The 26,829-nt window shown below is 56.2% G+C and carries 26 protein-coding genes; 15 read left to right on the forward strand and 11 right to left on the reverse strand.

Annotated elements, in window-relative coordinates:
• Positions 1–145: 145 nt before the first annotated feature.
• A complete protein-coding gene (locus PH7735_RS19580; protein ID WP_058313124.1) occupies positions 146–487 on the reverse strand; it encodes a cupin domain-containing protein in 342 nt (113 codons plus the stop codon).
• A gap of 66 nt (positions 488–553) precedes the next feature.
• The gene (locus PH7735_RS19585; protein ID WP_058313204.1) at positions 554–979 is read right to left on the reverse strand and encodes an organic hydroperoxide resistance protein; all 426 of its coding nucleotides are present in this window, start codon (positions 977–979) and stop codon (positions 554–556) included.
• A 118-nt stretch (positions 980–1,097) separates the two neighbouring features.
• Here PH7735_RS19585 and PH7735_RS19590 point away from each other — a divergent pair, with 118 nt between their 5' ends.
• The 11 genes from PH7735_RS19590 (at position 1,098) to PH7735_RS19640 (ending at position 10,537) form a co-directional block, all read left to right on the forward strand.
• Positions 1,098–1,541 carry a MarR family winged helix-turn-helix transcriptional regulator gene (locus PH7735_RS19590; RefSeq protein WP_058313125.1) on the forward strand — a complete coding sequence of 148 codons (444 nt, stop codon included), beginning with the start codon at positions 1,098–1,100 and terminating at the stop codon, positions 1,539–1,541.
• Positions 1,542–1,702: 161 nt separating this feature from the next.
• Positions 1,703–2,779: a coiled-coil domain-containing protein gene (locus PH7735_RS19595; RefSeq protein ID WP_058313126.1), complete on the forward strand. Its 1,077-nt coding sequence runs from the start codon at positions 1,703–1,705 to the stop codon at positions 2,777–2,779.
• A 2-nt stretch (positions 2,780–2,781) separates the two neighbouring features.
• Positions 2,782–2,982, forward strand: a complete 201-nt coding sequence (locus tag PH7735_RS19600) for a hypothetical protein (RefSeq protein WP_058313127.1) — start codon at positions 2,782–2,784, stop codon at positions 2,980–2,982.
• Between the two features lie 108 nt (positions 2,983–3,090).
• Entirely contained in the window at positions 3,091–4,215 is a 1,125-nt protein-coding gene (locus PH7735_RS19605; protein ID WP_058313128.1) for a hypothetical protein, read from the forward strand.
• Positions 4,216–4,261: 46 nt separating this feature from the next.
• Positions 4,262–4,600, forward strand: a complete 339-nt coding sequence (locus PH7735_RS19610) for a hypothetical protein (RefSeq protein ID WP_058313129.1) — start codon at positions 4,262–4,264, stop codon at positions 4,598–4,600.
• A gap of 87 nt (positions 4,601–4,687) precedes the next feature.
• Positions 4,688–6,622: an AAA family ATPase gene (locus PH7735_RS19615; RefSeq protein WP_058313130.1), complete on the forward strand. Its 1,935-nt coding sequence runs from the start codon at positions 4,688–4,690 to the stop codon at positions 6,620–6,622.
• 119 nt (positions 6,623–6,741) lie between these two features.
• Positions 6,742–7,536: a hypothetical protein gene (locus PH7735_RS19620; RefSeq protein ID WP_058313131.1), complete on the forward strand. Its 795-nt coding sequence runs from the start codon at positions 6,742–6,744 to the stop codon at positions 7,534–7,536.
• Positions 7,524–8,873 carry a DUF6638 family protein gene (locus PH7735_RS19625; protein WP_058313132.1) on the forward strand — a complete coding sequence of 450 codons (1,350 nt, stop codon included), beginning with the start codon at positions 7,524–7,526 and terminating at the stop codon, positions 8,871–8,873. Before PH7735_RS19620 ends, PH7735_RS19625 begins: the two co-directional genes overlap by 13 nt.
• Positions 8,874–8,876: 3 nt before the next feature.
• A complete protein-coding gene (locus PH7735_RS19630) occupies positions 8,877–9,143 on the forward strand; it encodes a hypothetical protein (protein ID WP_058313133.1) in 267 nt (88 codons plus the stop codon).
• 12 nt (positions 9,144–9,155) lie between these two features.
• The gene (locus PH7735_RS19635; RefSeq protein ID WP_058313134.1) at positions 9,156–9,815 is read left to right on the forward strand and encodes a DUF1523 family protein; all 660 of its coding nucleotides are present in this window, start codon (positions 9,156–9,158) and stop codon (positions 9,813–9,815) included.
• Positions 9,812–10,537: a porin family protein gene (locus PH7735_RS19640; RefSeq protein ID WP_058313135.1), complete on the forward strand. Its 726-nt coding sequence runs from the start codon at positions 9,812–9,814 to the stop codon at positions 10,535–10,537. The genes PH7735_RS19635 and PH7735_RS19640 overlap by 4 nt, the downstream gene beginning before the upstream one ends.
• Here the strand turns inward: PH7735_RS19640 and PH7735_RS19645 are convergent, their stop codons facing one another.
• From PH7735_RS19645 to PH7735_RS19680, 8 genes are all read right to left on the reverse strand, one after another.
• Positions 10,538–11,410, reverse strand: a complete 873-nt coding sequence (locus PH7735_RS19645) for a dimethyl sulfoxide reductase anchor subunit family protein (protein ID WP_058313136.1) — start codon at positions 11,408–11,410, stop codon at positions 10,538–10,540.
• Positions 11,410–12,180 (reverse strand): 4Fe-4S dicluster domain-containing protein, encoded by a 771-nt coding sequence (locus PH7735_RS19650; protein WP_058313137.1) that lies wholly within the window; start codon positions 12,178–12,180, stop codon positions 11,410–11,412. The genes PH7735_RS19645 and PH7735_RS19650 overlap by 1 nt, the downstream gene beginning before the upstream one ends.
• Positions 12,173–14,986 (reverse strand): molybdopterin oxidoreductase family protein, encoded by a 2,814-nt coding sequence (locus PH7735_RS19655; RefSeq protein ID WP_058313138.1) that lies wholly within the window; start codon positions 14,984–14,986, stop codon positions 12,173–12,175. The genes PH7735_RS19650 and PH7735_RS19655 overlap by 8 nt, the downstream gene beginning before the upstream one ends.
• Positions 14,987–15,014: 28 nt before the next feature.
• The gene (locus PH7735_RS19660) at positions 15,015–16,019 is read right to left on the reverse strand and encodes a YeiH family protein (RefSeq protein WP_058313205.1); all 1,005 of its coding nucleotides are present in this window, start codon (positions 16,017–16,019) and stop codon (positions 15,015–15,017) included.
• A gap of 22 nt (positions 16,020–16,041) precedes the next feature.
• On the reverse strand, positions 16,042–17,817 hold the full coding sequence (gene xsc / locus PH7735_RS19665; protein WP_058313139.1) for a sulfoacetaldehyde acetyltransferase: 1,776 nt from the start codon (positions 17,815–17,817) through the stop codon (positions 16,042–16,044).
• A gap of 218 nt (positions 17,818–18,035) precedes the next feature.
• Positions 18,036–19,490 carry a MocR-like pyridoxine biosynthesis transcription factor PdxR gene (gene pdxR / locus PH7735_RS19670; protein ID WP_058313140.1) on the reverse strand — a complete coding sequence of 485 codons (1,455 nt, stop codon included), beginning with the start codon at positions 19,488–19,490 and terminating at the stop codon, positions 18,036–18,038.
• Between the two features lie 57 nt (positions 19,491–19,547).
• Positions 19,548–20,144 carry a GNAT family N-acetyltransferase gene (locus PH7735_RS19675; RefSeq protein ID WP_058313206.1) on the reverse strand — a complete coding sequence of 199 codons (597 nt, stop codon included), beginning with the start codon at positions 20,142–20,144 and terminating at the stop codon, positions 19,548–19,550.
• 101 nt (positions 20,145–20,245) lie between these two features.
• On the reverse strand, positions 20,246–21,646 hold the full coding sequence (locus PH7735_RS19680; RefSeq protein ID WP_058313141.1) for an aminotransferase family protein: 1,401 nt from the start codon (positions 21,644–21,646) through the stop codon (positions 20,246–20,248).
• Between the two features lie 406 nt (positions 21,647–22,052).
• Here PH7735_RS19680 and PH7735_RS19685 point away from each other — a divergent pair, with 406 nt between their 5' ends.
• The 3 genes from PH7735_RS19685 (at position 22,053) to PH7735_RS19695 (ending at position 25,326) form a co-directional block, all read left to right on the forward strand.
• Entirely contained in the window at positions 22,053–23,054 is a 1,002-nt protein-coding gene (locus PH7735_RS19685) for a taurine ABC transporter substrate-binding protein (RefSeq protein WP_058313142.1), read from the forward strand.
• A 126-nt stretch (positions 23,055–23,180) separates the two neighbouring features.
• Positions 23,181–23,987, forward strand: a complete 807-nt coding sequence (locus tag PH7735_RS19690) for a taurine ABC transporter ATP-binding protein (RefSeq protein WP_058313143.1) — start codon at positions 23,181–23,183, stop codon at positions 23,985–23,987.
• Between the two features lie 100 nt (positions 23,988–24,087).
• A complete protein-coding gene (locus PH7735_RS19695; protein WP_058313207.1) occupies positions 24,088–25,326 on the forward strand; it encodes an ABC transporter permease in 1,239 nt (412 codons plus the stop codon).
• 49 nt (positions 25,327–25,375) lie between these two features.
• Here PH7735_RS19695 and PH7735_RS19700 read toward each other — a convergent pair whose 3' ends face one another.
• Positions 25,376–26,146, reverse strand: coding sequence for a helix-turn-helix transcriptional regulator (locus PH7735_RS19700; RefSeq protein WP_082645339.1), 771 nt, complete (start codon positions 26,144–26,146; stop codon positions 25,376–25,378).
• A 156-nt stretch (positions 26,147–26,302) separates the two neighbouring features.
• On the opposite strand from PH7735_RS19700, the gene smpB reads away from it, so the two are divergent.
• Complete coding sequence (gene smpB, locus PH7735_RS19705; protein ID WP_058313145.1) at positions 26,303–26,779, forward strand: SsrA-binding protein SmpB; 477 nt, start codon at positions 26,303–26,305, stop codon at positions 26,777–26,779.
• Positions 26,780–26,829: the final 50 nt, after the last annotated feature.

The following is a 26,829-nucleotide window of genomic DNA, read 5'->3' on the forward strand; positions in this document are numbered from 1 at the left end:
GAACTCAAGCAAGAGCGGTCCGCTCTCCGGCGACGCCATCGCCGTGTGCTTTGGCTCGGATATAGCATTGTCGAATGCAGCGGGGAAGATGATTCACGGCCTCTGGAAGACCGCAAAATCAAAATACCCAAAGAGGTGGCAAATCCTAAAGACGGATCACGTAATCCTTGGTCGTGGTCTCGACCACTTCCCACGTGCCCTCGAAACCCGGGCGCAGGATATAGCTGTCGCCCGCTTCAAGACGTGTCTCGGTGCCGTCCGCGTCTGTCAGGATCGATACACCGCTCAGAATGCGGAAATATTCCCATTCGTCATAAACCACGCGCCATTTGCCGGGCGTGGATTTCCAGATGCCGGCATACAGCCCGTCGCGCTCTTCCAGATTCCATGTAGTAAAGTCCGGATCGCCTGCAATCAGACGGTCAGGGGCGGGTTTGTCATGTTCGACGTCGCCCGTCGGGGCGACCTGTTGCAAAAGCGTGGTCATGGATGGTCTTCCTGAAGGTTTCCCAACAGCTACCCTCCATAACCACGCCCCGCAAGTCGGGCTGGATCAGACCAGCTTTGGCGTGATGTCCAGCGACCCGCGGGTTGCATGGCTGTAGGGACAGGTCGAATGTGCGGTTTCCACCAGCTTTTCTGCAACGGCGGCATCCAGACCGGGCAGCGACACTTCCAGATCTACGTCCAGACCAAAGCCCACCACTTCATGGGGACCAATGCCGACGATGGCCTTGACCGAAGCGTCCGGCGACAGAGCGATTTTCTGCTGCATGGCGATAAACTTGATCGCTGACAGGAAACAGGCGGCATAGCCCGCAGCAAACAGCTGTTCCGGGTTCGTGCCGTCTCCGCCTGCACCACCCAGCTCTTTGGGTGTTGAAAGGGTGACATCAAGGGTGCCGTCTTCCGAAACAGCGCGGCCTTCGCGGCCACCGCTTGCAGTGGCGGATGTGGTGTAAAGGGTTGATACGGGCATAAGGAACTCCATTTGTATCGTGCGCGATTTAGTTGCGCACGATATTTGGCGGTTCCACACAAATGTCAAGCCTTGCGATTTAATCGTGTGCGATTTATTTTGCGGGCAGGAGATCCGGATGACCGACACACACGCCCCCACCAGCGCCCTGGACCAGATGCTGTGCTTTGAAATCTACAGCACCGAGCACGCCTTCGGGCGGCTCTACAAGGACCTGTTGCAACCGCTGGGTCTGACCTATCCCCAGTTTCTGGTCATGATCCTGTTGTGGGAACAGGATGGCCGCAGCATCAGCGGCATCGGCGCGGCCCTCGGACTTGAATCCAACACCCTCACCCCCTTGGTGAAACGCCTCGAAGCCGCAGGGTTCGTGACGCGCTCTCGGGACAAACAGGACGAACGTCGCGTTTTGGTGTCGCTCACCGAAACTGGCGATGCCATGCGCCATCAGGTCGGCCACATCCGCGCCTGTGTCACCAGGGCGACCGGTATGACCGAACAGGAACTTCTCGATCTGTTCTCGAACCTTCGAAAATTGCGCAAGGCCGTCGCCGCCGCCTGATCCCTCGCGAAAAGACGGGTTTCTTTTGCGGCGCGGCGTATTGGTCTTTCCTTGTTTCTGCACATTTGCAACACTCTAGCGAAATTGGACGGGCTGGGGATGTAAATCATCGTAACATTGCCCATCTCCAACTCAACGAATTGAATAGTAGGGAGTGTTTTATGGCAAATTTTGACGCACAAGTCCGCGAATCTCAGGAACAGGTCGCCGCCGCGCAGGCCAAGATTGCTGAACTGACCGGACGGATTGAAACCGCCCGGACCAAGATGAAAACCGGTGATGATGTCTCTATCGATATCGAGAACGCCACGCTGGACGATGTGCATGCCCACACAGAAGTGATGAATGCCAATATCGCCGAACTCATCATGGGTCTGGACGATGTGACCTCGGCCTTTTCAAAAGACTTTGACGAGATGCGCGATAAAACCGGCTGGGAGAGCTTTGTCGGCATCTTCAGCCGTGGCAAAGCGGAATCCTTGCGTCAGGAACGGATCAAGACCGCGAATATCGACGACAAGCTGACCGACCTGATTGCCAAATCCGACGTCATCACAAAGCTACTGGAAAACCAGCTGACCGTGCTGAACGAGCAAAAGGAAAAGGTTGAAACCAACCTGACCGAAACGCTGGACGAACGCGAAATGACCGTGGGCGAGCTTGAAAGCCTACGCGCTGAAATCCTCGCGATGGACCCAAAGATCATCACGCTGGAAAACAAGATCAGCGTCGAACAGGACGCCGCCGCGCGTACAAAGCTGGAAACAGAACTGGCTGACGCGAACAAGGCCTATAACGAGCTGGTCCAGCAGGAGCAGGTCAAACTGGCCAAGTCGCAAACGCTCGAACGCTACATCGAAAAGGGCAAGACCTGGGTCGACTCGCTGCAAAATCAGGCGGCGACGCAGATGGTGCTGATCAACAAGCTGCAAACAGACACCAAACAGCGTGTTGTGCTGTATGACGCCCTGACCAAATCGCTAAAAACCGCGCAGCAACAGGATATCGCCCACCGCATCAACGAGATCGGCGTCGAGACCGACAAAGAGGCGCAGGCGTCCATGGCGGCCATCGGCACGGCGACCAACCAGCGGATTGCAGACATGCTCGAGGCGCACGAAGGTCACATGGTCTTTGCCCGCGACGTGCTCGAGGCCAAGGCCAAAGCCGACGAACGCTTTGCCCGCCGGTTCCAGCAGATCGTCGAGAAGCACGACAAGAACCTGTATGGGGCTTGAGCTTGGACGTTCTGGAAATTCTCAGCTTTGCTTTCTGGCCGATGAACTGGTTCTGGTGGGTCCTGCTGGGAGCGTTCTGGATTGTGCTGGCACTGTTATATGCCTTGGCCGGAGGACCGTTCGGATGGGGGTGCGTTGCAGCCGTATGCATCGTCATTTTTGCATCTGCTTATGACCTCTGGAGAAATGTTGCAGATGTGTGAACAAAACTACACAGGTTCGCACCGGACCCGAGGGTGGGGGCGCTTTCGCCCCTGCCCTGAGGGGCGGGTCGGGGGCGAACCGGTTCGCAAGCGAACCGGGGGACAAGAATGACTGACTCACCCAATGCCGACCACAAGGCCCTGATGGAGACCTACGCCTCGCGTCGGTACTTCAAGAAATTCGAAACCATCACCGACCACCTGACCCGTGTCGCCGCCACCCGTGCGGGGCAGGGGGACCTGAGCCATACCGACGTCAAGGTGCTGACCCGCTACCTCACGCGGCTCTCGTTCACCTTCAAGGCGCTGTCGATGAAGTACCTGCTGGTCGGGCGCGAGACGGGGCGGTTCTTTGGTTCCCTGTCCATGGACGCGGTCGAAAGCGGCTTTCCGGTGTTCAACGAGCTTTTGGTCATGGCCAACGACGCGCAACAGGCGCGGGGGCATCTGGAAAACATGCCGTCGGTCGAGGCGCTCAAAGATCAGATGGTGCGCAAGATCATCGGCGATCGCGAGATCCCGACCAAGCTGCAATTCGCTCTATCGCAACGGCTTTATTACGAAGAACTGATGCGCGGTGATCTGTTCTGGGCCCAGAACCACCCCGAGGTGCAATGGATCGCCAATATGGACGACAACCGCCGCCGGTTCCTTGTGCATTGGGCGGTCTATGACAGCCAGATCAACCTGCCCACCATTTATTTGATGGAGGTCGAGGATTCTGGCCGCGTGGCCCTGCCTAAAGACGAACGCCGCTGGCCCGAAGTGCAGATGCACCTGATGGGGCAGTCGCTCGGAGGGCTGAAACTGGTCACCATCGCGCATGGCTTTGACCGCAGTTTTGATGACCTGCATCCCAAACGCCTGCGTCGCTATCATATCGGCCCGATGTATTCGAGCGTCTACACCCAACAGAATGGCCCGATCCGCGATGTCCTCGAACAGGCCCGCGCGCCCGACGGCGAAGACTGGGCCTTGGCCTGGACAGTGGAGGAACTGGAATCCGAACGGGTCGAGGAAGAACGCGCCGGCTGGTTCTCCAAGGTCGAACGCGAGATTTTTGCTCTGGACCCGTTTTCGGGGCGTGGCGTTGATACCGGCGCCACCCGAACCGAGCGCAGCATCATCCTGCCGCAGCGCCCGTTTCAGGTGCTTGAGGAATTGAACCCGCCGGGGTTTGCCAGCGTCAACAAATTCGTCGTCAGCCCGTCGGGGCAAGTGCTGAGTTATTGAGAATGACCAAACCACAGCCCCCCCGAACAGAAACCAGAGGGACCGTATGAAAAAATCACTCGTGATACTGGCCTTGCCCCTTTTGGGGGGATGCAGCGGTTATCTGATGGGGGAAAGCACGACCTATGAACAGGACTTGCTGGCTGATTATCCCATCGGGTCAGACGCGGCTGCCCTGTCGGCCCGTCTGGATAAAAAGCGGTTCGAAGATGCCAACGCCTATCTCAAAACCAAAACCGATGCGGACGGGCGGGCCATGACCTGCAAACGCCATGGTTTAGCCTACGGGTTTTGGGCCGGTGGGGATCGCTATGTCTGCTACGGCGAAACCGCCACCGGACAGATTGGGTCGCTTGAAGTATTTGACATCGTAGCGGGTTTGTAAGTCGCAAAAACGAAAATTTGAGAGTTGTACAAAACGGTCAGTCACCCTGCAAAACTTTGTACAAAACAGACAGAATAAGGTGAGATAATGAGTTTGACAGCCGATCAGATGGAACTGCGTGAAGAGGACATCCGCAAGCATTATGCAGCGGCTGTGGGAATGCTGGACGGCTTTGATCACACTCCGCGTATCGCCAAAGGTCGCGAAACCGCAGCGCCTGAAAGGTCCTCTGGACTTGGCACGCGCCGCCGGTTCCGGTCGACCACGCCGGGCCTTGTCACACGCTCGACCGCGCGCCCCGAAGGCGTGCACCTGATCGAACGCATCGAAGGGGCCGACGGCGATGACCCGCTGGTTTCGCCCCTGCAGGCCAACGTAATGCATACATTGCGCCGCGCCGTGGCAATTGCCCTTGCCGTGGGCGAGAATTTTGCCGAGGCGTCGAGCCTGTCCGACCTCAAACGCGCCAACCTCGCAGGCAGCTTGGGCACTGATAAGAAAGAAGAATTTTCAGAACTGTTGACAGCAGAGGCGCTGGTCGTGCTGCATGTGTTTGCCAACGCGACGGCCTTTCTTCTGGCCCCGCATCAGGGTGAAACCGCGGTCGAAGTGGGCGAGGTCCAAGAGGTTCTGACAGATAATGCCCAGCTTGCCCTGCACGGTGCCCTGTGGGAACTGGATCAGGATCTGGCCGCGCTCGCCACCGATGAAACCCGCCTTGTCGCAGCGGTCTGCGCCTATGTGGAACAGCTGATGGAGAAGGTCACCCTACGTGCCCAGACCGCCACCCGGCTGGCCGCCTTTGCCAATAGCAGCTGGCGCGTGGAAGCGGACGATCTGACCCTGCAGGGGTTCACCCCCGCCCGCAAGGCCAAGGGCACAACACTGACCATGACCTTCAAGAAACCGAACGAGGTCATCGGCAACCATATCGCCAAGTATCAGGCAATGAAATTGTCAAAGATGTTAATGGCTTACGACTTTGATCGGCGCCTGAACCCCTTTGCCGAAATGGGCGGTTTCATCTTTACTTTCATGGGGGACGGCAAGCCGGGAACAGGCAAAACCACCCTGATCCAGATGATGGCCGGGTTGATCAACGACTATTGTCAGGTGGCGGGCTACCCGTTCCGCTATCAGAACTTGTCGACCGACAATATCGACAGCTATCAGGGGAAATCGGGTCAGAACGCCAAGGCCTTTATCAACAACATCCTTGATCCCATGGCGATCGGGTTCGGCACCATCGACGACATCGACCAACTTGCCGGTAAACGTGGCGACCGTCAGTCCTCGGCAGGGCAGCTGGAAATCACGGCTGTGTTGATGGAGAGCTTTGCCGGCGCCAACACCGTGGTGCGCGGCAACTGTACCTTCGGCATGTTCTCGAACTACCCCGAGAATGTCGACGACGCCCTGCGCCAACGCGCCGGTGCACGCTTCCTTGTGGACGGGCCGCAGACCCGCGATGATTATATCGACATCCTGCATCTGTTGATGGGCAAGAACCATGATATCCCCTTGGGAGATCACGATCTTTACGAAGCGCAGGCCATTCAAAAGGCCGTCGCCGCGTCGTTCGAAAGCCATTCCCGCCCGCATGAGGCAGGGCTGTTGAACGTGTTTGACCGCGTGCATGACCAGATCGGGGACCTGGATACAATTGCCAAGCTGGGCACCTATCTCAAAGGCATTCAGCAGGCGGATGAACGGTTTACCGGCCGCGCGATCAAGAACATCACCGACGCGGTCAAGGTCCGCGCGATGGATTTCGAACTGCCGGATGAGTGGATGGAGAACCCCGAGCTGTTCCTGTTCCAATCCTATGAACGCAAGAAAGACATGATCGGCGCCCTGCGCGTCCCGATCACCGTCGACATGGTCCTGCAAGAGATCAACCGCTACGCCGACTCTGAGTTCCGCTATGCCGACAAGTCCGACGAAGTGGCGATTGAAAACATGGTGCGGGATTTTGGCCGTCAGGAAGAAGCCAAGAAGCGGTATCTGGAGGGCAAGGGGTGAGTTCTCTTCAAACCGAAAGGGGATCGTTTGGTCGTCGGCGCAAGAGAACCCGAAAGCCTCTTCGATCTAACAAAACCAATCGTGCTCGTGTCAGGTTACGGCAAGCTATTCGAATCTGGATGCCAAATGGCTGGGAACCGATTGATACTGGATGGCTGCTGACGTTGGGTATTGTTCTGTTGGTTGAGTGGTTGGCCTATTCACCCATGTCGGACGGGTCGGCAAGAATAGAAGCTTTCCTCAAAGCTGATCCAAATGCGGTTGGCGATACACTCGCGGGTATATTCTCTGCTCTCGCGTTTGTATGGATAATCGTGACGGTGTTCATGCAAGGAACAGAACTTGCGGCTCAGCGTGAAGAATTAGTGCTAACACGAGAAGAAATGGAACGGCAGCGCGAAGCCACGCAAAGCATGGCTGAATCTCTCGAGGCGCAAGCCGATATTTTTAAAGATGAACAACGACAGCGCGCTGAGAAAAGATCGAGTGAATGTTTTAAGGACGCGGCTAATCAATTGCACCGTTGTCTTTTTCAAGCTGATCTGACGTCTCTGAAATGGCACGTAGGCCCTTCTTCTCAAAATTTATCAACTGTGAAGTATTTTGGGGAATGCCCTCACTGCGAAAATCCAGATGAAACGTTGGCACTGCTAGCTGAGCTATTCAGTGTTGCGTTGCGAAGGATACGACGTGACGGTTTGGACAGATTGCAATATAAACCTCGCTGTCCAAAAGAGCTTTCGCAACTGCGAGTTTATTTAGGGCTTATTGTAGACTGTATGGAACTTCTTCCTCGAGCAAAACTTGCGAGATTGAGAGAGTTTCACATTTTAGACGCTCACAATGACCTGTCTACTCTGCTTAAACTGCCAATTTGGGACCAAGTTGAGGAAATGCCCCCATGCATCGACTGATTAAACGCGGCCTTATGTTTGGCAATCTGATCGAGGTGGCCTCGCCCGTTTTGGTCGAGCGCTATAACCGTGCGCTGAAGCATCTGACGGGCAAGACCACAGGCCTCAGCGATTTTCATATCGACGTCTCTGGCTATTCCCCCGAGATCGGGGACGAGTTGGGGGATCATCTGTATCTCAACCACAATGGGGTAAACCGGCAGTTTATCCTGCTCACCACCGAGCAGAAAACCGCGCCGCTGCTCAATGCGAAATTCTCGACCAGCCGCGATATTTTGCGGGGGTTCATCACTGAGAACGAACGCCAGCTGTTTGCCCTGACCGCCCGCGATGCGGTTGCGGGCGAATTGGTGAACTCGGTCTTCAGCGTCACCGACCCCGTGCGTCTGTTCGATATCCGCAAGGTGGTGATCGAGGCCGACACGACCGAAGGCACGCTGCGTGATGCGGATCGGCTGGGCCAGATGGTGGACCGTTTCAAGGGCGAGGAAGACGCGTGGTTTGATGATGTGCTGATCGCCGACATGATCACCGTGGCCAAACGCACAGGGGATGTGACACGCAATCCTGTGCAGCTCAAGCATATGGAATTCCAGCAGGACAACTTCTGGACCGCGCATTTTGGCGGGCTGTATATGTTCCGCGGTGTGGACCATCCGGCGCTGATCGCGCGTGGCGACAAAAACAGTCTTGGCGAGCTGCCCATCACCTATACGTTCGATTTTGGCGACCGGAACAAGATCGCAAAGTTTCTGGACTATAACGATCTGGTCGAACCCATCGTCAAGGCGCGGGGCATTGATGCCGCTGCCATCCTGCGCCAGAAGATGGACTTTATCGTTGTGGATGCCGCCCAGGAGAGTGGTCTTGACCTCTCTGGTGCGACGCGCCGTGATATTCGTGCGCTGGCACGGGGCAACGCAGACAGGCTACCTGAGGAATATCACGGATTGCGCAAGCTGTTGGACTGGGCCGAAAACGGAGCGCCGTGGCCCAAGATCAAAAGTGACCATCCCGCCTATTTCTATACCCTTCGGGCGGCGGACACGCCGTTGCGCGATCTGGTGAACATGTTGCTGGCCGAACTGGCCCCCAAAGACGTGCGCCAGCTGTTCATCTGTCACAAAGAGGCATTCTATGCAGCCTATGCCGGATGGAGTGAAACAAAGAAATCCTATGTGGCGGATTTCCTTGATCGCGAGTATCAGGTGGACAAAGCAGGTGCGCGCGCGGCCTTGTTTGGGCATGATGCCCCGATGGACGCCCCCGCAGCAGTGCGCGTCGTCGAGCCTGATCTGGTCCAGCGGGTTGGCCCTTGGGGTGCGGTAAGGAGATAAGACATGTTTGCTTTGTTACGCCTGAGTGTGGTCGGTTTTATCGTCCTGACGATCATCTATGTCTGCGTGTCCTTGTATTCACGCAGCGTGCGGCGCGACAAACTCGAGGCGGAATGGGCCGAGAATGATATGGTTGGCGACGGCGCGGCATGGGTTGAAAAAGGGCTCAAGGAATATGATGCGTCGCTGCGGCGCAAGCTGATCCTCGCGGTTTATGTCGTGCCCATCCTGTGTGTGGGCGCCATCATCTATGTTATCAATTTTTACTAAGAGGGACCGCACATGGTCTATGTAAAGTGGATTTTCTGGGGCACGTTCTGGGTGCTGGTTGCGGCGTTTTTTCATTATACGCTGCCCAAGCGGGACATCGTCTATATCACCGGCGTCGAAATCAAGATGGAACAGTTCGGCGAGAATTCGATCTTCTGGGCCGCGCCCGACACTGGAGCCAACATCACCGATGGTGTGGTCAAGCGGGATGTGCGCTTCATTGATACGGTCAAGACAAACGGTCGTGTGAAGGTCTATCGCAATGAAGACACCGGCTGGGGCTGGCCGCCTTATTTCAAGCTGGACAGCTCGAACCTTCAGGCCGAGGCGCGGAACCTGACATCTACGGAAAGTGAGCCGAACTGGGTTGTGGTGCGGTATTATGGCTGGCGGATGTCGGCGATGAGCATCTTCCCCAACGCGGTGTCTATCCATAAGGTCGACGGCCCCGATGTGCGGCTGATCCCGTGGCTCAACATTGTAATCCTGACTATTGTCGGCGCGGTGTTCTGGGCGATTTATGTACGGTGGCGCCGGTTCCGCATTGCGCGGATTGATCCGGCAATGGAAGAAGTGAACCAAAGCTTCGAGGCCGCAGGTGACAGTCTTGCCGAAGGGCGCGGGCGGTTCCGCAACTGGCTGGACAGCTGGAAGTCAAAGACCCCGAAATGAGCCGGTTTGATCCAAAAGCGCTTTGTGCCGCTGCGGGTTTGGCCGTGGCTGTTGCAACGCCAGCGGCGGCGCAGGACTGGGAATATGGATTAAAGCCATATTTCTGGGCCCCCGGAATTGATGCGACCTACACCTTTGGGGGCAATCCCCCAACGGGTGGGGACAGTTCCTTCTGGGACAAATTCGAAGGCGCGTTTTTGTTGCAGGGTTATGCCCGTAACGGCGAATGGAGCCTTTTGGGCGAGTTCAACTATCTCAAGCTTGGTGAAACCTATTTGCCAAGTGTGCCGGTCCTGACGACAGACATCGGTCTGGATGGCTACATGGTATCAGGTGGCGTTGGCCGTCAGCTTCATCGTGACCAAGACAGCTTTGTCGAACTTTATGGTGGGCTGCGGTATTGGGATATCGAGATGACAGCGCTTAATTCGGCCTTTGGCGGGGCACAGGTGGATAAAGCATGGGCTGATCCCTTTGTGGGATTGCGCGGGCATTTTGAACTGCGCCCGGGGCTTATGCTTGTTGGCCGCGCAGACATCGGTGGCTTTGGTGTCGGGTCAAAGTTTCAGGCCGATCTTCAAGGCGCCCTCAGCTGGGCCGTGGGCGACACCACCAAGCTTGAACTGGGGTATCGCCACCTTGCCGTGGATTTCGAAGACACAACGGTCTTTGCCGATATCGCGCTGAGCGGCCCTTACTTTGCCTTGGATTTCCGCTTCTGATCAGCGGGCGCCATAGTACAAGCCAACGACATGTTCCGCTTCAGCAAAGAACAGCCATCGGGACGCGGCGACGCCCGCGATATGGCTGAGAACTGCAAGAAGTCCGAAAAGATGCGGAGCGGGCAGCGCCAGCAAAATCGCCGGTACAACTGACATCAGAAGCAACGCCGTTACGCGCAGCTTTTGCGCGTGCTTGCGCCCCACCACATACATCATTTCACGCATGAGATAGTTCGGCGATGTGTGAGGATGTGCCATAGAGCGGACCTCACCCTCGTGTCCAAGACCCGTGGCCGTGCCCATCGTATGGCCCCGCTCCTCAAATGCTTTGTCCCCTTTGCGCCACCAGAGAATTTGAACCAGACCGGCCACGATCAACAGAATTGTTGCAACTGCAACGCGGCCCGACAACAGGGCCCCGCCAGTGACGGACAGGGTCAGGAACAGAAAGGGTGTGAGAGCAGAGTTCCAACGCGGAACTGTCTGCAGCTGGCCGTAAATCATGGACGTGGTAAAGACGGTGCTCAATGCCAGAAGGGCGCCGAGGAACCCGAGAACAGGCATATGCGTGTCTGCAAACACAAGCGCGGCACCATAGACGGCCATAACCAACAGCGTCGCAACAGCGCAAATCCCCTCGCGGCTGAGCCAGCTTGTTTTCCACTGACTAAAGGCCCGCCACGCCCGTTCTGGCCGCCCCAGGTGAAACGTCGATGCCAGCAAGCCACCCACAGCAAGGGCATAGGCAATGGCAAAGAACACAAAGGCGACCCAACCCGTGGGCGGGGACCTGTCGACCCCCAGCCACGCCAAAAGGCCAAACCCGAGACCAGAAAGCGTGGTGAACAGAATGATAGAACGTGCTGGATGCATTACAGGTTCTCCTTCTGATCACCGGGCAGGCGAGATAGCTGTTTGTCGACCCACCCGAGAAAGCCTGAAGGCTGTTCGCTGACAGGTTCCAGATAGGGGGCCAGAAGGCTTTCGTCGCGCCAGCTGTCCTTTGATCTGGGGGGGAGGTATTTGTTGACGGGTTGCGTGCCCATCTCCGGCATCAGATCAATGCCACCGCGTTCGGCGGTCAGGCGGCTGACGTCCGAATCCGGGTCCGCGAAATCCCCGAAGTGACGCGCGCCAGCGGGGCAAGTGCGCACACAGGAAGGAATGCGGTCTTCCTCGGGGATGTTTTCGTTGTAGATGCGATCGACGCAGAGCGTGCACTTTTTCATCACGCCTTCTTCCTGGTCCAACTCGCGCGCGCCATAGGGGCAGGCCCAGGCGCATAAGCCACAGCCGATGCAATTGCTTTCATTCACCAGAACGATGCCGTCTTCGACGCGCTTATAGCTCGCGCCCGTGGGGCAGACGGTCACGCATGGGGCAGTTTCGCAGTGCAGGCACGACTTTGGAAAGTGCACGGTTTGGGCCGGGCCGGCGTCAGGCTGGACTTCATAGGTGTGCACCCGATTGAGGAAGGTTCCCATCGGTTCATCCCCATAGGGACGTTGATCCGAAAGGGGCACGCCATAGTTTTCCGTGTTCCAGCCTTTGCAGGAAATCACACAGGCGTGGCAGCCCACACAGGTATCCAGATCGATGACCAGACCAAGCTTTTTCTCAGTTAGATTTGGCAGTTCAGTCATTTTTTCCCACCTTCCATTTCAGTGACGCTGGACCTTTTGGAACAGGTGATTTCAGCGGTGGCAACGCGGGTTGGCTTTCGTCGGGGGCGTCGACTTTCCTGATCTTGACCCGAAGATCGAACCAAGCGGCCTGCCCCGTAATTGGATCGGAATTGGCCCAGCGAAGCCCGTCGCCTTTGGCCGGAAGCAGCTCGTGAATGAGATGGTTGAGCAGAAAGCCTTTCGAGCTTTCGGGGGCGTTTTCATCCAGCGCCCAGGTGCCCTTGCGTTTGCCAATCGCATTCCAGGTCCAGACCGTTGACTCATTCAGCGCAGCCTGATGGGCCACTGGCACAGTGATCGCGCCGTGCGCAGAGGTGACTTCGGCCCAATCCCCTTCGGCGAACCCGTGCTGTTCCCAAAGCTTTGTCGGCAGGTACAAAGGGTTGTGACCATGAAGTTGGCGCAGCCATGCATTCTGGGTGCCCCAGCTGTGATACATCGCCATCGGGCGCTGGGTCAGGGCGTGGATCGGGAACTCTTCCGTATCCACATGATCGTCCTCAAACGGAGGATACCAGATCGGCAAGGGATCCATGACCTGTTTCAGACGTTGGCGCAAGTGTTCGGGGGGCTGGCGGTCTCCGTGGCCTTCGGCGGCGCGTTGGAATTTGCGGACAGGTTCGCTGTAGAGTTGAAACAGATAGGGTGTGGGCGCATCAAACAGGCCCATCTCGACCGCCCAATTCTGGTAGTCCATGTTCCACGGTTTGTAATAGCTTGCCGTTTCCGGCAGGTGTTCGACAAAGAAACCGCCATTTTCGATATATTTATCAAGTTGTTCCGGATTTGGCGCTCCGCGTCCGACATCGTTCCCGTCGCCGCGGAACCCAGCCAGAGGGCCGATGCCCGGTTTGCGTTCGTGGTTCACGATATAATCGGCATAGTCCTGATATTTGGCGCTGCCGTCTTCATTGGTGAAACCCGGCAATCCAAGCCGATTGGCCAGTTGCACCAGTACGGTCTGGAACCCGCGCACATCGCGGTCCGGTTCAATGACCGGCCAGCGAATTGCATCCGCGGCGGCGTCCGCCTCGCAAATCGGGCGATCCAGCAGGCTGATACAGTCGTGACGTTCGAGATATGTGGTGTCTGGCAAAATCAGATCGGCATAGGCCACCATTTCGGAACTATAGGCGTCGGAATAGATGATATGCGGGATCACATAGTCGCCGTTTTCATCCGTGTCGGTCAGCATCTCCATTACGCCGCCGGTGTTCATGGATGAGTTCCACGACATGTTCGCCATATACATGAACAGGGTATCGATCTTGTAAGGATCGCCCGCGTGGGCGTTTGAAATCACCATATGCATGAGCCCGTGAGAACTCATCGGGTTGTCCCAAGTGAAGGCCTTGTCGATGCGGGCGGGGCTGCCATCTTCCTTGAGCATCAGATCTTCGGGGCCGTGCACAAATCCAAGGTGCGGGCCATCAAGAGCGCAGCTTGGCTTGACGCCACAGTGCGGTTTTGGGTGGGCCTCTGCCGGTTTTGGATAAGGCGGTTTGAAACGGAACCCGCCGGGTGTTTCGACACTGCCCAGAATGATCTGAAGCACATGCAGGGCGCGGCAGGTCTGGAACCCGTTGGAGTGGGCCGAAATTCCGCGCATCGCATGGAAGGCCACGGGACGTCCGGTCATCTCGGAATGGGTTTCGCCCCGGAAATCCGTCCATTCAATCGGCAGGGTGATCGCTTCCTCGAAGGCCACATGGGCCAACTCGGCAGCGATCCGGCGGATGCGATCCGCCGGAATACCGCACCGGTCCGCCACTGCATCAGGCGCGTACTCAGCCGACAGGTACTTCTCCGCCATCAGGGCCATCACCGTTTGGTGTGACTTTCCGGCGTGGCGATAGGTGGCCGCAAGGTCCGGTTGTACGCCTTTCTGGTCGAACGGCGTTGGTTTGCCTGTGGCGCGATCCATGACCAACGGTTTGTTGTCACCATCACGCAGGAACAATCCGGTGTCGGGATCAATCAGAACCGGCGCGTTGGTGTATTGCGCCAGATAGTGCAGATCAATTTTGCCCGCGCGCATCAGTTCGTGCACGAGCGAGAGAATAAACAACCCGTCCGTGCCCGGTGTGATACCAACCCAGTCGTCTGCGACTGCGTTATACCCGCTGCGCACGGGGTTAACGCCTATAACTCGCGCACCGCGGCCTTTGATCTTGCCGATACCGGCCTTGATGGGGTTGCTGTCGTGGTCTTCTGCGACGCCAAACAGCATGAACAATTTGGTGTGGTCCCAATCGGGTTGGCCAAATTCCCAAAAGGCGCCGCCCATGGTGTAAATGCCGCCCGCAGCCATATTGACCGAGCAAAACCCGCCATGCGCGGCAAAGTTCGGCGTGCCATAGTTCTGGGCCCAGAATCCGGTAAAAGACTGTGATTGATCGCGCCCTGTGAAAAAGGCCAGCTTTTCAGGGTTCGTGTCACGGATCGGTTTGAGCCAGCCCACGGCCATATCCAACGCTTCGTCCCAGCTGATTTCCTCGTATTCGCCAGATCCACGCGGCCCCACACGCTTTAACGGGGCGCGCAGCCGGGAGGGCGCGTTGACCTGCATGATCCCAGCAGAGCCTTTGGCGCAGAGCACACCTTTGTTGACAGGGTGATCTCGGTTGCCTTCGATATAGGCGACCTTGCCCTCTTTCATATGAACATTGATGCCACAGCGACAGGCGCACATGTAGCAGGTGGTCTGGCGTATTTCGTCCGAGACCTTCGGGGATAAGTTTATGTTTGGTTGCATGCGGGACATCTGGCCTCCCTTCCAGACGGAGCGGGCGTTACGTAATAAGTGTGACCCCCATTAGGATGAATAGACAGATAAAAGTGGTTTCTACGATCAGCAGAGCAATGGCCGCGCCGCCAACCTTGAGGACCTGACGCAGGTCCGTTTTCATGCCGACAGCCGCAATCGCCGTCAAAAGAAGCCAGCGCGACGCAGACGAGAGCGCCTCGACAACGAAGGGCGGCAACAGATGTAGCGAGTTCAGAGTGGCCAACACAAGAAAGCCCACAACAAAGCTGGGCAAGATCGGCGGGCTGCCTTCTCCGACCGGTGCTTCGGCGAACCGGCGGATCAAAAGCGAGGCCACAAGAACAACAGGCGCAAGCGTGGCAACCCGGATGAGTTTGACAAGAGTGGCCGTGTCACCGGTGGTTTCCGAAATGGTAAAACCGGCCCCGACAACCTGCGCCACATCATGAATGGTCCCGCCAAGGAATACGCCCCCTTGCAGGTCATTGAGATCCAAGAGATCGACCGCAATCGGATAGAGGATCATGGCCAGCGTGGATAAAACGGTGACCCCCATGACGGTAAAAATAAGCCGCTCTTCAGAGCGTTCGTCTTTGGGCAAAATGGCCGAGATCGCCATCGCGGCTGACGCACCACAAATGGCCACCGAACCGGCCGTCAGAAAGGCAAACCGCCATTTGTGTCCGAAAAAGCGTGCAACGATCAGGCCAAAAGCGATGGTGGCCAGCACGCCACCGATCACAAGCAGAATGACCTGCACTCCCAGCCCCATCATCAGATCGAAACTGATACGCACGCCAAGAAAGGCCACTCCCAGCCGCAACAGGGTGCGTGATCCAAACGCAATGCCCGGGACCGTGCGGCCTTCTTCACCCAGAAAATTAACGGCAATCCCCAACAAAAGGGCCAGCAGCATCGCTGGCGTTCCATAGTGTTGCGAAAGGAATTGAGCCGTAATCGCCACGATCACGGCCATTGTCACGCCTGGTGCAAGTGTCGAAACCGCAGCACGAAGGCGCTGCGGTGTCATGTTTTCGGTAAGTGAGATCAACTCAGTCGACCTTTTGCGGGCGCATGTCGTCTTTGCTGATACCTGCAACGGCGACGGGGTTTTTCATGGCGTCGCGGCGGAACGGTTCACCCAGTTCCTGATTGATCATGGCTTCAATCAAAGTGGTGATGCCGTTTTTCTGGTCAATCATGGCTTGGTTCATGGCGGCGGTCAGCTCGTCCATCGTGCGTGCGATGACACCTTTCAGGCCACATGCATTTGCGATGCCGGCATAAGACACCTGCGTGTCCAGTTCCGTGCCAACAAAGTTGTCGTCGAACCACAGAGTCGAGTTCCGCTTTTCAGCGCCCCATTGATAGTTCCGGAACACCACCTGAGTGACGGCGGGCCATTCCGAACGGCCAATCGCCGTCAGTTCGGTTACCGCGATGCCAAATGCGCCGTCGCCCGAGAATCCGCAAACCGGTGTATCAGGGCATCCGATTTTGGCGCCAACAACTGCGGGCAGGCCGTATCCACAAGGGCCGAACAGGCCCGGTGCAAGATACTTGCGGCCAGCTTCGAACGATGGGTAGGCGTTGCCGATGGCACAGTTGTTGCCGATGTCGGACGAGATGATCGCGTCTTTGGGAAGCGCCGATTGAATGGCGCGCCACGCCATGCGCGGGCTCATCCAGTCGGGTTTATCCGCGCGGGCGCGTTCATTCCAAGTTGTGCCCGGATCGTCGTCTTCGTGATCCATGGCGGAAAGCTGTTGTGCCCAGGTTGACTTGGTGGTCGAGATCATCGCTTTGCGATCGTCGCGACCGTCGTCACCTGCGGTGTCAGCCAGTTTTTCCAGAATGGATGTTGCCACTTTTTTGGCATCGCCCACGATTCCTACGGTCACGGTTTTGGTCAGGCCGATCCGGTCGGGGTTGATGTCGACCTGAATGATCTTGGCCTCGGTTGGCCAGTAATCCATGCCATAGCCGGGCAGGGTTGAGAACGGGTTCAGACGGGTGCCCAAAGCCAGAACAACGTCCGCTTTGTTGATCAGCTCCATGCCTGCTTTTGAGCCGTTATATCCGAGAGGGCCTGCAAACAGGGGGTGCGATCCAGGGAAGGCATCGTTGTGCTGGTATCCACAGCACACAGGCGCATCCAGACGCTCGGCCAGAGCCATCGACGCGGGGATTGCACCACCAATAACCACGCCAGCACCGTTCAGGATGACGGGGAACTTCGCATTTGAAAGAAGCTCGGCCGCTTGGTTCAGCGCGTCTTCACCACCCGAGGGGCGTTCGAATTCAACGATTGCGGGCATGTTGATGTCGATCACTTGGGTAAAGTAATCACGCGGAACGTTGATCTGTGCAGGGGCACTGTGGCGTTTGGCTTGCAGGATCACACGGTTCAGAACTTCGGCCATGCGGCTTGGGTCGCGCACTTCTTCCTGATAGCAGACCATGTCTTCAAACGCGGCCATTTGCTCAACTTCCTGAAAGCCGCCCTGACCCATGGTTTTGTTCGCCGCCTGAGGGGTGACCAGCAACAATGGGGTGTGGTTCCAGTAAGCGGTTTTCACAGCGGTCACAAAGTTTGTGATGCCGGGGCCGTTTTGAGCAACCATCATCGACATTTTACCGGTTGCGCGGGTGTAACCGTCGGCCATCATGCCGCCCGATCCTTCGTGAGCACAATCCCAGAAGGTGATTCCGGCCTGACCAAACAGATCCGAGATAGGCATCATCGCCGATCCGATGATTCCAAAAGCGTGTTCAATCCCGTGCATCTGAAGCACTTTGATAAAGGCTTCTTCGGTCGTCATTTTCATTGTGTGTTTCTCCTATGGCACTGGCCGTGCATTTGCGCCGAATTTACGGGGCAGGGAAGCCCCAAGTTAGGGCCAGAAAGTCTCGTGGATTAAGTCCAGATGGTGTTTTCCGTTAATTCCTGGAAAACAACTGCCTTATGGGGCTGTTTCAAGGCAATTTTGCACTGGGAAATGCCGCATAAGTGAGCGTGTTTATGCGTGTGCTTCGCCCTCGGGTTCTATTTCAGAGCCCCTGCAATGAGGGCAACGCCTTCGGGGATACGCTCGACCGGAATCGAAGAGTAGGCCAGACGATAGAATTCGCGGGGGCGACCGCTTCCGTTAAAGAATTGGCGGCCCGGTTCAATCAGAACACCTTTGTGATGCAACTGGGCTGCGAGGCGCTCGGTGTCGATACCTTTGGGGGCTTGCATCCAAAACGATGACCCACCGTGCGCGCCCTGACCCGCAATCTTGAGCCCGTGTTGATCAATGGCGTCCTGCATGACAGCCCGCCGTTTGCGTAGGGCTTCGCGGATTCGCCTGATCAGCGCATCATAATGCCCCAAGGACAGAAAATAGGCGGCGGTGCGCTGGATGTGTCCCGGTGGGTGGCGCAAAACACTCGCCCGCAGTGCGCGCGCTTCGCGGATAAAGCTCTCAGATCCGACAAGATAGCCAAGGCGAAGTCCCGGAAAGACAGACTTGGAAAAGCTTCCAACATAAATGACGCGCCCGTCGGTATCGAGCGACTTGAGCGCGGGCGACGGCGCATCAAGAAAGGACATCTCGAATTCATAATCGTCTTCGACGATCAAGGCATCCAGTTCGCGCGCCCGTTCGAGCAACGCGTGCCGGCGCATCATCGGCATTGTCGCGGTTGTCGGGCATTGGTGGCTGGGCGTTGTGAAAATGACATCGGTTTGCGGCGGAATTGACTCGGGCTGCAGGCCATCCCGATCCACCGGCAAAGGCGCCAGATGGCAGCGGGACTGTGTGAGGATGTCGCGAAGGGCGTGATAACAAGGGTCTTCAATGGCCGCCATGCGGCGCTGGGTCAAAAGAACCTGAGCAGCAAGCCAAAGCGCATTTTGCGCACCAAGGGTGATCAGGATTTCTTCGGGGCGGGCGATGATCCCGCGTCGCGGCAACGTGTTGCGCGCAATGAACTCGACAAGGCGCGGATCGTCCTGATCATAGTAATCCGTAGTAAGGGCGGTGAAATCCTTTTGACCCAAGGCTTGCAAGGCGCACAGACGCCAGTTTGCGTGATCGAACAAGGTCGGGTCCGTCTGCCCATAGATAAAGGGGTATCGAAAGCTCGCCCAGTTTTGGGGTTTTTCGGGCGTGTCCCCCCCTGTAAAGCGACGGCCGATTGCGCGCGACCAGTCTACCTTGTCTTCGCCCCGTTGCGGCGGTGAAAAGTTCGGAGGCACAGGGGCGTTTTCGGAAACATAGTAGCCGGATCGCCCCCGTGAATCGAGGTAATCGTTCGCCAGAAGCTCGGTATAGGCCAGCGTGACCGTGATGCGGGAAATACCCAGATGGCTTGCAAGTTTTCGTGTAGAGGGCAGGCGTTCACCACGCCGGAAGCGGCCCGACAAAATGCCCTCTGCAATCATCTGTTGGATCTGCGACTGCAGGGTGCCTTGGAACTGGGGGTTCAAAAAGAACGTTTCAACAGAGATCGCCATGTCACACGATAGACTGGACTTAATTGCGTTGCAATCTGGTATGATGCGATTGCGATTTCACGATGTGGTGCGTGGCCGTTCGAGTTGCCAGGTCAGGTTGGCTTTTACTGCGGGCCATTCGTGCGGCAGGATGGAATAGACGGCTGTGTCGCGCAGTGTTCCGTTGGCCATGACCATGTGGTTGCGCAAGACACCGTCCAGTTTTGCGCCCAACCGTTCAATTGCACGGCGCGACTGGACGTTGACATAATGCGTCCGGAACTCGACCGCGATGCAGTCCAGCGTTTCAAATGCATGTTGCAACAACAAGAGTTTGCACTCTGTGTTCATCGGGCCGCGTTGCACTGATTTCCGGTACCACGTCGATCCGATTTCCAACCTGCGGTTTGAGGCGTCAATGTTCATATAGGTCGTCATGCCAACCGCTTTGCCTTCTGGATTCAGGATTGCAAACGGCAGCATTGATCCCGCGCTTTGCAAAGACAGGCGTCGGTCGATTTCCGCAGGCACCTCGGCAGGCGCAGGGATCATCGTGTACCACAACCGGTGCAGATCGCCATCTGCCGAAGCCTCGGCCAGATCAGGGGCATGGGCATGATCCAGTGGCGCAAGCGCGACATGGGTGCCCGAGAGGGAAAATGGAGCGGGCCACATGAAGAAGCATCCTCTTATCAACAATGTGAAACAGGGATGAAAGAAAAGCGGCCCTGACAAAGGGGCCGCTTTCATACTTTTTCACCAAACCAATTTGGGTGTTAGCCAAATACTTTGGTCAAAGCTTTGTCCACCGCATCGGTAATGGCATCGATGTCTTCTGCCGTCGCGATCAAAGCAGGCGAGAAACACAGAACATTGTTGCGACCGGGAATAGAGCGGTTGGCCGCGCCGATGATGACGCCTTGTGCGCCGCAATCAGCCACAACAGCCATAACGTCTTTTTCGTCGGCGGGTTCTTTGGTTTCGCGGTTTGTGACCAGTTCGGCGCCAAGGAACAGACCTTTGCCGCGAACGTCACCGATGATTTCGTGCTTTTCCATCAACGCCTGAAGATTGCCCATCATGCGCTCGCCCATGACGGTGCAGTTTTCGAGCAGGTTTTCCTCTTCGATGATGGCCATGTTTTCCAACGCGGCCGCGGGACCGGCTGTACAGCCGCCGAAAGTCGAGATGTCGCGGAAGTGGTTCAGCTTGTCATCGGGATTGTCTTTGAAGTGGGCAAAGACTTCCTCGGTGGTCACCATGCAGGCGATGGCCGCATATCCCGAAGCCACACCTTTTGCCATGGTCACGAAATCAGGTTTGATTCCATAGTGTTGATAGCCAAACCATTCGGTGCCCGTGCGACCCACGCCACAGACCACTTCGTCGATGTGCAACAGAACATTGTACTGTTTGCAGATCTCCTGAACGCGCTCCCAGTATCCTTCGGGCGCTTCGATCACGCCGCCACCTGCTGTGACAGGCTCGAGGCAAAGCGAGCCGACAGTTTCAGGGCCTTCACGCAGAATGACGTCCTCGATCTGGTTCGCTGCTGCGATTCCAAATTCGCGGCCCGACAAATGCTCGAGACCCAGCTCGTGCTTGCGGTATTCCATACAATGCGGCACGCGGACAAAATCTGGCGCGAAAGGACCGTACTGCATATTGCGTTCGTCCTGACCACCGGCCGACATCGCAGCAAGGGTCGATCCGTGATAGTCACGGTCGCGATACAGAATTTTGGTTTTCTTGCCGCCATATTTTTTGTGCGCGATCTGGCGCACCATTTTAAAGGCCTTCTCGTTCGCTTCGGAACCAGAGTTGGTGTAGTAGACGCGGCTCATCCCGGGCATTTTGTCGATGAGTTTTTCTGCAAATAGCGCGCCGGGAATCGAGCCGCCGGAGTTTGCGAAATAGCAGACTTTCATCAGCTGGGCATGCACGGCGTCAGCGATTCGTTTGCGGCCATAGCCAACATTGACGGTCCAGACCGCCCCCGAGACAGCATCAATGTATTCTTTGCCGTTTTGGTCCCAGACACGCATGTCTTTGCCTTCGATGATGATGCGGGGCTCACCTGTTTCAAAGGGTTTGTGTTGGGTCAGGTGATGCCAAACATGGGCCTTGTCTGCCGAGACAACTCGTTCGAGATCATTTTTGTTAAAGTTGCCGTCCATTGGGACACCTCTGTATTGTTTCATGTGCATTTCTGCGGTTTCAAACGAAAACAACCGGGAGAATCCGGTTAGAACTTTCAGTTATCCTCGCCAAAATTTCGGGCAATTCGATAGGGCCAGTATGCTCTTGATATAAGTCCAGTTCGAGGCGCGGTATCGGCAGGAAACCTTCCAAGATCTGGCTAAATTATTGCAAACATGATTTTTTTCCTTACGCTTTCCGTCACAGGGCATTTGATAACCGACAGGTGTTTCGCATTTGGGCAAAAAAAAGAATTGCCCGCGCGCTGCATTTTCAATCGAATTGTCTTGCGAAGGTGCGGACCCTTCATGCTGCGTTACAAAAGGCCAAGACCTAACGGGGCAAACAACAAAGAAGCCGCAGTTCAACACGGGAGAACACAGAATGACATTGAAACATAAACTTACAGGCGCGGCGACGGCTCTGGCTTTGATCTCAGGTGCACAAGCTGCCCTGGCGGCCGACGAGCTGACAGTTGCATATTTCCTCGAATGGCCGATGCCATTCCAATACGCCAAAGTCATGGGCACCTATGAAGAGGCAATGGGCACCAAGATCAATTGGGTCAGCTTTGACACAGGCACCGCGATGAGCGCGGCAATGGCCTCCGGCGATGTGCACATCTCGGTCAGCCAAGGTGTTCCGCCTTTCGTGGTCGCAGCATCTGCAGGCCAAGACATCCAGATCGTAGACGTCGCGGTGAGCTACTCTGACAACGATAACTGCGTTGTGGCTTCTGGTCTGGAAATCGACAAGATGAGCGCGGGCGAACTGGCCGGCAAAAAAGTTGCGGTGCCTCTGGGTACGGCAGCACACTATGGTTTCCTGAGCCAGATGAACCACTTTGGTGTGGACGTGGCGAGCATGGAAGTCGTGGACATGGCACCCGCAGAAGGCGCTGCAGCGCTGGCGCAGGGTTCTTTGGACATGGCCTGTGGTTGGGGTGGTGCGCTGCGCCGCATGAAAGAGCACGGTAACATCCTTTTGACTGGCGCAGAGAAAGAAGAGCTGGGCATTCTGGTGTTTGACGCCACGACCGCACCGGCATCGTTCATCGCCGAAGAGGGTGATTTGCTGGCGAAGTTCCTGAAAGTGACTGCAGACGCAAACGCAATGTGGGCCGACGAAGCCAACCACGCGAAAATGCTGCCTGTGATCGCGAAAGACGCGGGTATGGATGATGAAGCAACCGCATCCACACTGGCGACCTTCAAGTTCCCGACCATTGATGAACAGCTGAGCGGTGCTTGGTTGGGCGGCACAGCCCAAGAGTTCATGAAAGGCGTTGCAGGCGTGTTTGTGGGCGCGGGATCTATCCCAAGTGCGCTGGACAGCTATGACGGCACCGTAAACCAAGGTCCGTTGGAAGCTGCCAAAGGCATGTAATCACGACGTGTGATTCAGGGCCGAGCGCGTATGGCGTGCCCGGCCCTTTTTATGAAACCAATCAAGATCAAGAGGCGGGAGAACCGTCGCGCCCACGCATGTTGGGCGGAAAGATTGATAGGGACAATGACCGGATTATCCATACAAAATCTGTCTATGCGTTTTGATTTGCCCAATGGTGGGCATGTTCAGGCGCTCAAGGACGTGAGCCTTGATTTGAAGCAGGGCGAATTGCTGAGCGTGCTGGGGCCGTCAGGCTGTGGCAAGACAACGCTTTTGAATATTGTTGCGGGCTTTCTAGCGCCAACCGAAGGGCAGATGATCCTGAACGGGCACAATGTGACGGGTCCCGATGCGGAACGCGGCATGGTGTTTCAGCAAGGCGCGTTGTTTGAATGGATGAGCGTTCGTGACAACGTGAGCTTTGGCCCTGATATGAAGGGCATGCCCAAATCGGAAAGCGCGGAGATCGTAGATCACCTGCTGGATGTGGTGGGGCTGCAGGACTTCAAGGAAAAGATGGTTTACGAACTGTCCGGCGGTATGCAACAGCGCGTCGCACTGGCACGTTGTCTGGCCAATGATCCGGATGTGATCCTGATGGACGAACCGCTGGGCGCGTTGGATGCTTTGACACGCGAGAAGATGCAAAGCCTTGTTCTCAAGCTTTGGAAAGAAACCGGCAAGACGATCATCCTGATCACGCACTCGGTTGAAGAAGCCTTGTTGCTGGGCGAACGGTTGATCGTAATGGCACCGCGTCCGGGACGTATCCACAAGGAATATCGTTTGCCGTTTGCTGACATGGGCGTGGGCGCCGATTTGCGAGAAGTGAAAAAGCACCCCGATTATGCCCCGACACGCGAAGAGATCCTCAACATGATCTGGAACATGGAAGAAGAGATTATGGGCCGCACCGAGGAGAGCGCATAATATGGGACAGATTTTCTCAGATCTGGGTGGCGAACTTGTCACTCTCGTGATTTCGGTGCTGTCGGCGTTGCCCTACATCGCAATCTATGTGGCCGTGATCATGCTGGCCTACTTTATCTTCCATTTGGTGAAGCGGCGTCTGACGCCGGTGCACGATTACACCTCACTCAAAACCGTCACCTTTGGCGATGAGAGTGCAGTTGTCTCCAACAAGGTTGCCTCGGTTGTTTCAATCGTTTTGATCTTTGTGATCTGGGGCAGCTTTACAGGGTCGGAATGGCTGCCGCGGTTCTTGCACGCACCAGGTCCGTTTGTGGGCGAAGCCAGCTTTACCTACACGGTCGAGACCGAAGACGGCACGCGCGATGATGCAACTGTCAGCGTTCTGGTACACCCCAAGGGACAAAAGCCCGAGGCCCCGGTGGTCGCGCCGGGGGACGGGCTGGCGAAGAATGATTCGCTTGTTGTGCAATCCTATCGTTCGACCTTGCTTCGGTGGGATGCCAACGACGAGGTGACGCGCAAAGAAGGGGCCAAGGTTGTGGCCGTTGATGGCGAACCGATCAGTCGCGACAATGCTGTCGAGACAAAGATTGGCCGTGTCGCGTTGACGGACAAGGGTACTTTGAACTTTGCCCCTGCCACTGGCATGCAAATGGAGAGCATCTGGCTTCCTGCACCAGAGAGTGTCTGGCGTCGTCTGATCTCGGTCAGCCGTGACGGATATCAGAACGTCACCCTGTCAGAGCACCTGAGCTATTCCCTGTTTCGTGTGATTGTGGGCTTCGCGCTTGGCGCGATGGTCGGCATTCCTCTGGGCTATGCGATGGGGCTGAGCGATTGGGCGCGCGGATGGTTTGATCCGATTGTCGAATTCATGCGTCCTGTGCCACCACTTGCGTTGATTCCATTGGTGATCATTTGGGCCGGTATCGGGGAACAGGGTAAGATCATCCTGTTGTTCCTTGCGGCCTTGTGGATCATGGCGATCGGGGCCCGATCCGGCGTATCGGGGGTGAATATCTCCAAGGTACACGCGGCGTATTCTTTGGGCGCAAACAAGCGTCAAATCCTGCGTCATGTCATCATTCCAAACTCGCTTCCTGAAATCTTCACGGCGGCGCGTGTTGCAATGGGCGTATGTTGGGGCACGGTTGTGGCTGCTGAACTGGTCGCCGCAGAAAAGGGTGTCGGTAAAATGATCGTCGCCGCGTCCAAGTTCCAAGACACAGACATCGTGTTGATGGGCATCATTCTGATTGGTGTCATCGGTTTTGGCATCGACATGATGATGCGCTGGGCCGAGAAATACCTTGTGCCATGGAAAGGCAAAGGCTGAGATCAAAGCGATAACAGGCTTTTCAAGGGCGGTCTTCGGATCGCCCTTTTTATTTGGATTGGTTCAAGAGAAACAGCTGGTTATAGCTCGCGGCCTTTGAAACGGCGTTTGCTGTGGTTTCCGCGTTGAGCGCCTCGCGTGCGAGCCTGAGATGCTTTTCGATGGTCGACAGGCTGAGGTTCATCAAAAGGGCGATATCACGGGACGTTTTGCCATCGGCAACCCATTCCAGAACTTCGCGTTGACGCTGTGTCAGAGGCGTTCGTTGTCCGCCGTGCGGCAATGAGGTGATACGCAGATTCATCAGGTTGTTAAGGGTCTGAATCTCTTTCCCCTTTTTTTGCCAGAGGGCATCGACCTCTTGCTGACTAACGCCCTTCTGCGCACAAAGGCCAATAATCCCTATGTGGTTTTTGGCCGTTTTGGGAAACCGAAGGGTATAGCCGCTTTCGATGCCCCACTTCTTGCAAAGCTCGGCGTGTTTGCGGTCGGCGTCGCTAAGCTCGGCCAGGTCTTTCGCGGCATATCCGTCGCCCCAGCTTACGGCGCTTTGTCCTTCGACATAGGGCGCTCTGGATGTTTGTTTATAAAGTTCTTCACCCACAAAAACGTCTACGATTTCCCGGTCGTAGTTGGTCAAAAGCACCCAATCCGCAGAGTCACCCCAGCCTTTTCCAACCTTGTCGACGCTGGAGACATAAAACAGCCTGTCGAATCCGTAGGACGCCATACACTGTTTGTGAACGGTCCAGACTTCGAGCATCGTCTTGGCATAGACGAGCTTTTCTGCGGCTTGATCAAAAGTAGAAATAGAAGACATTTAACTGACATAGTACAAAAAGAATGGAGCGACACCTATCTACACATTGGCCCGACTACAATGCGCGGCGGGTGGGGCCCATTAGCACATCGTATGACGCCTGTTGTCATAACCTATGTGGACAGCCGATGCAGGCAGATGTAATCAGGCCCAACCATGGCACAAAAGAAAAACTCAGATCCAAACTATAAGGTGATCGCTGAAAACCGGCGCGCACGCTACGACTATGCCATCGAGGATGACATTGAATGTGGTATCGTGCTGAGCGGTTCCGAAGTGAAATCGCTGCGCGAGAACAGCGCCAACGTTGCAGAAAGCTATGCTGCTGTTGAAGATGGCGAGCTGTGGTTGGTGAATTCCTACATTGCACCTTATGAGCGGGCCATGTTCGGACACACCGAACGTCGGCGCCGCAAGCTGCTTGTGAGCCGCAAAGAGCTGAGCAACCTGTGGACCGCAACCCAGCGCAAAGGCATGACACTTGTGCCGCTTGTGATGTACTTCAATCACAAAGGCTTTGTGAAAATGAAGCTGGGCATCGCCAAAGGTAAAAAGAATCACGACAAACGTGCGACCGAGGCCAAGCGTGACTGGGGTCGCCAGAAGCAGCGTTTGCTGCGCCACGGCGGATAATTCTGGCACCATCATCTTGTCCGACTTGTCGAAGTGCGCCAGAGGCTGTG

The sequence above is a fragment of the Shimia thalassica genome (assembly GCF_001458215.1).
In the GTDB taxonomy this organism is placed as follows: Bacteria; Pseudomonadota; Alphaproteobacteria; order Rhodobacterales; family Rhodobacteraceae; genus Shimia; species Shimia thalassica.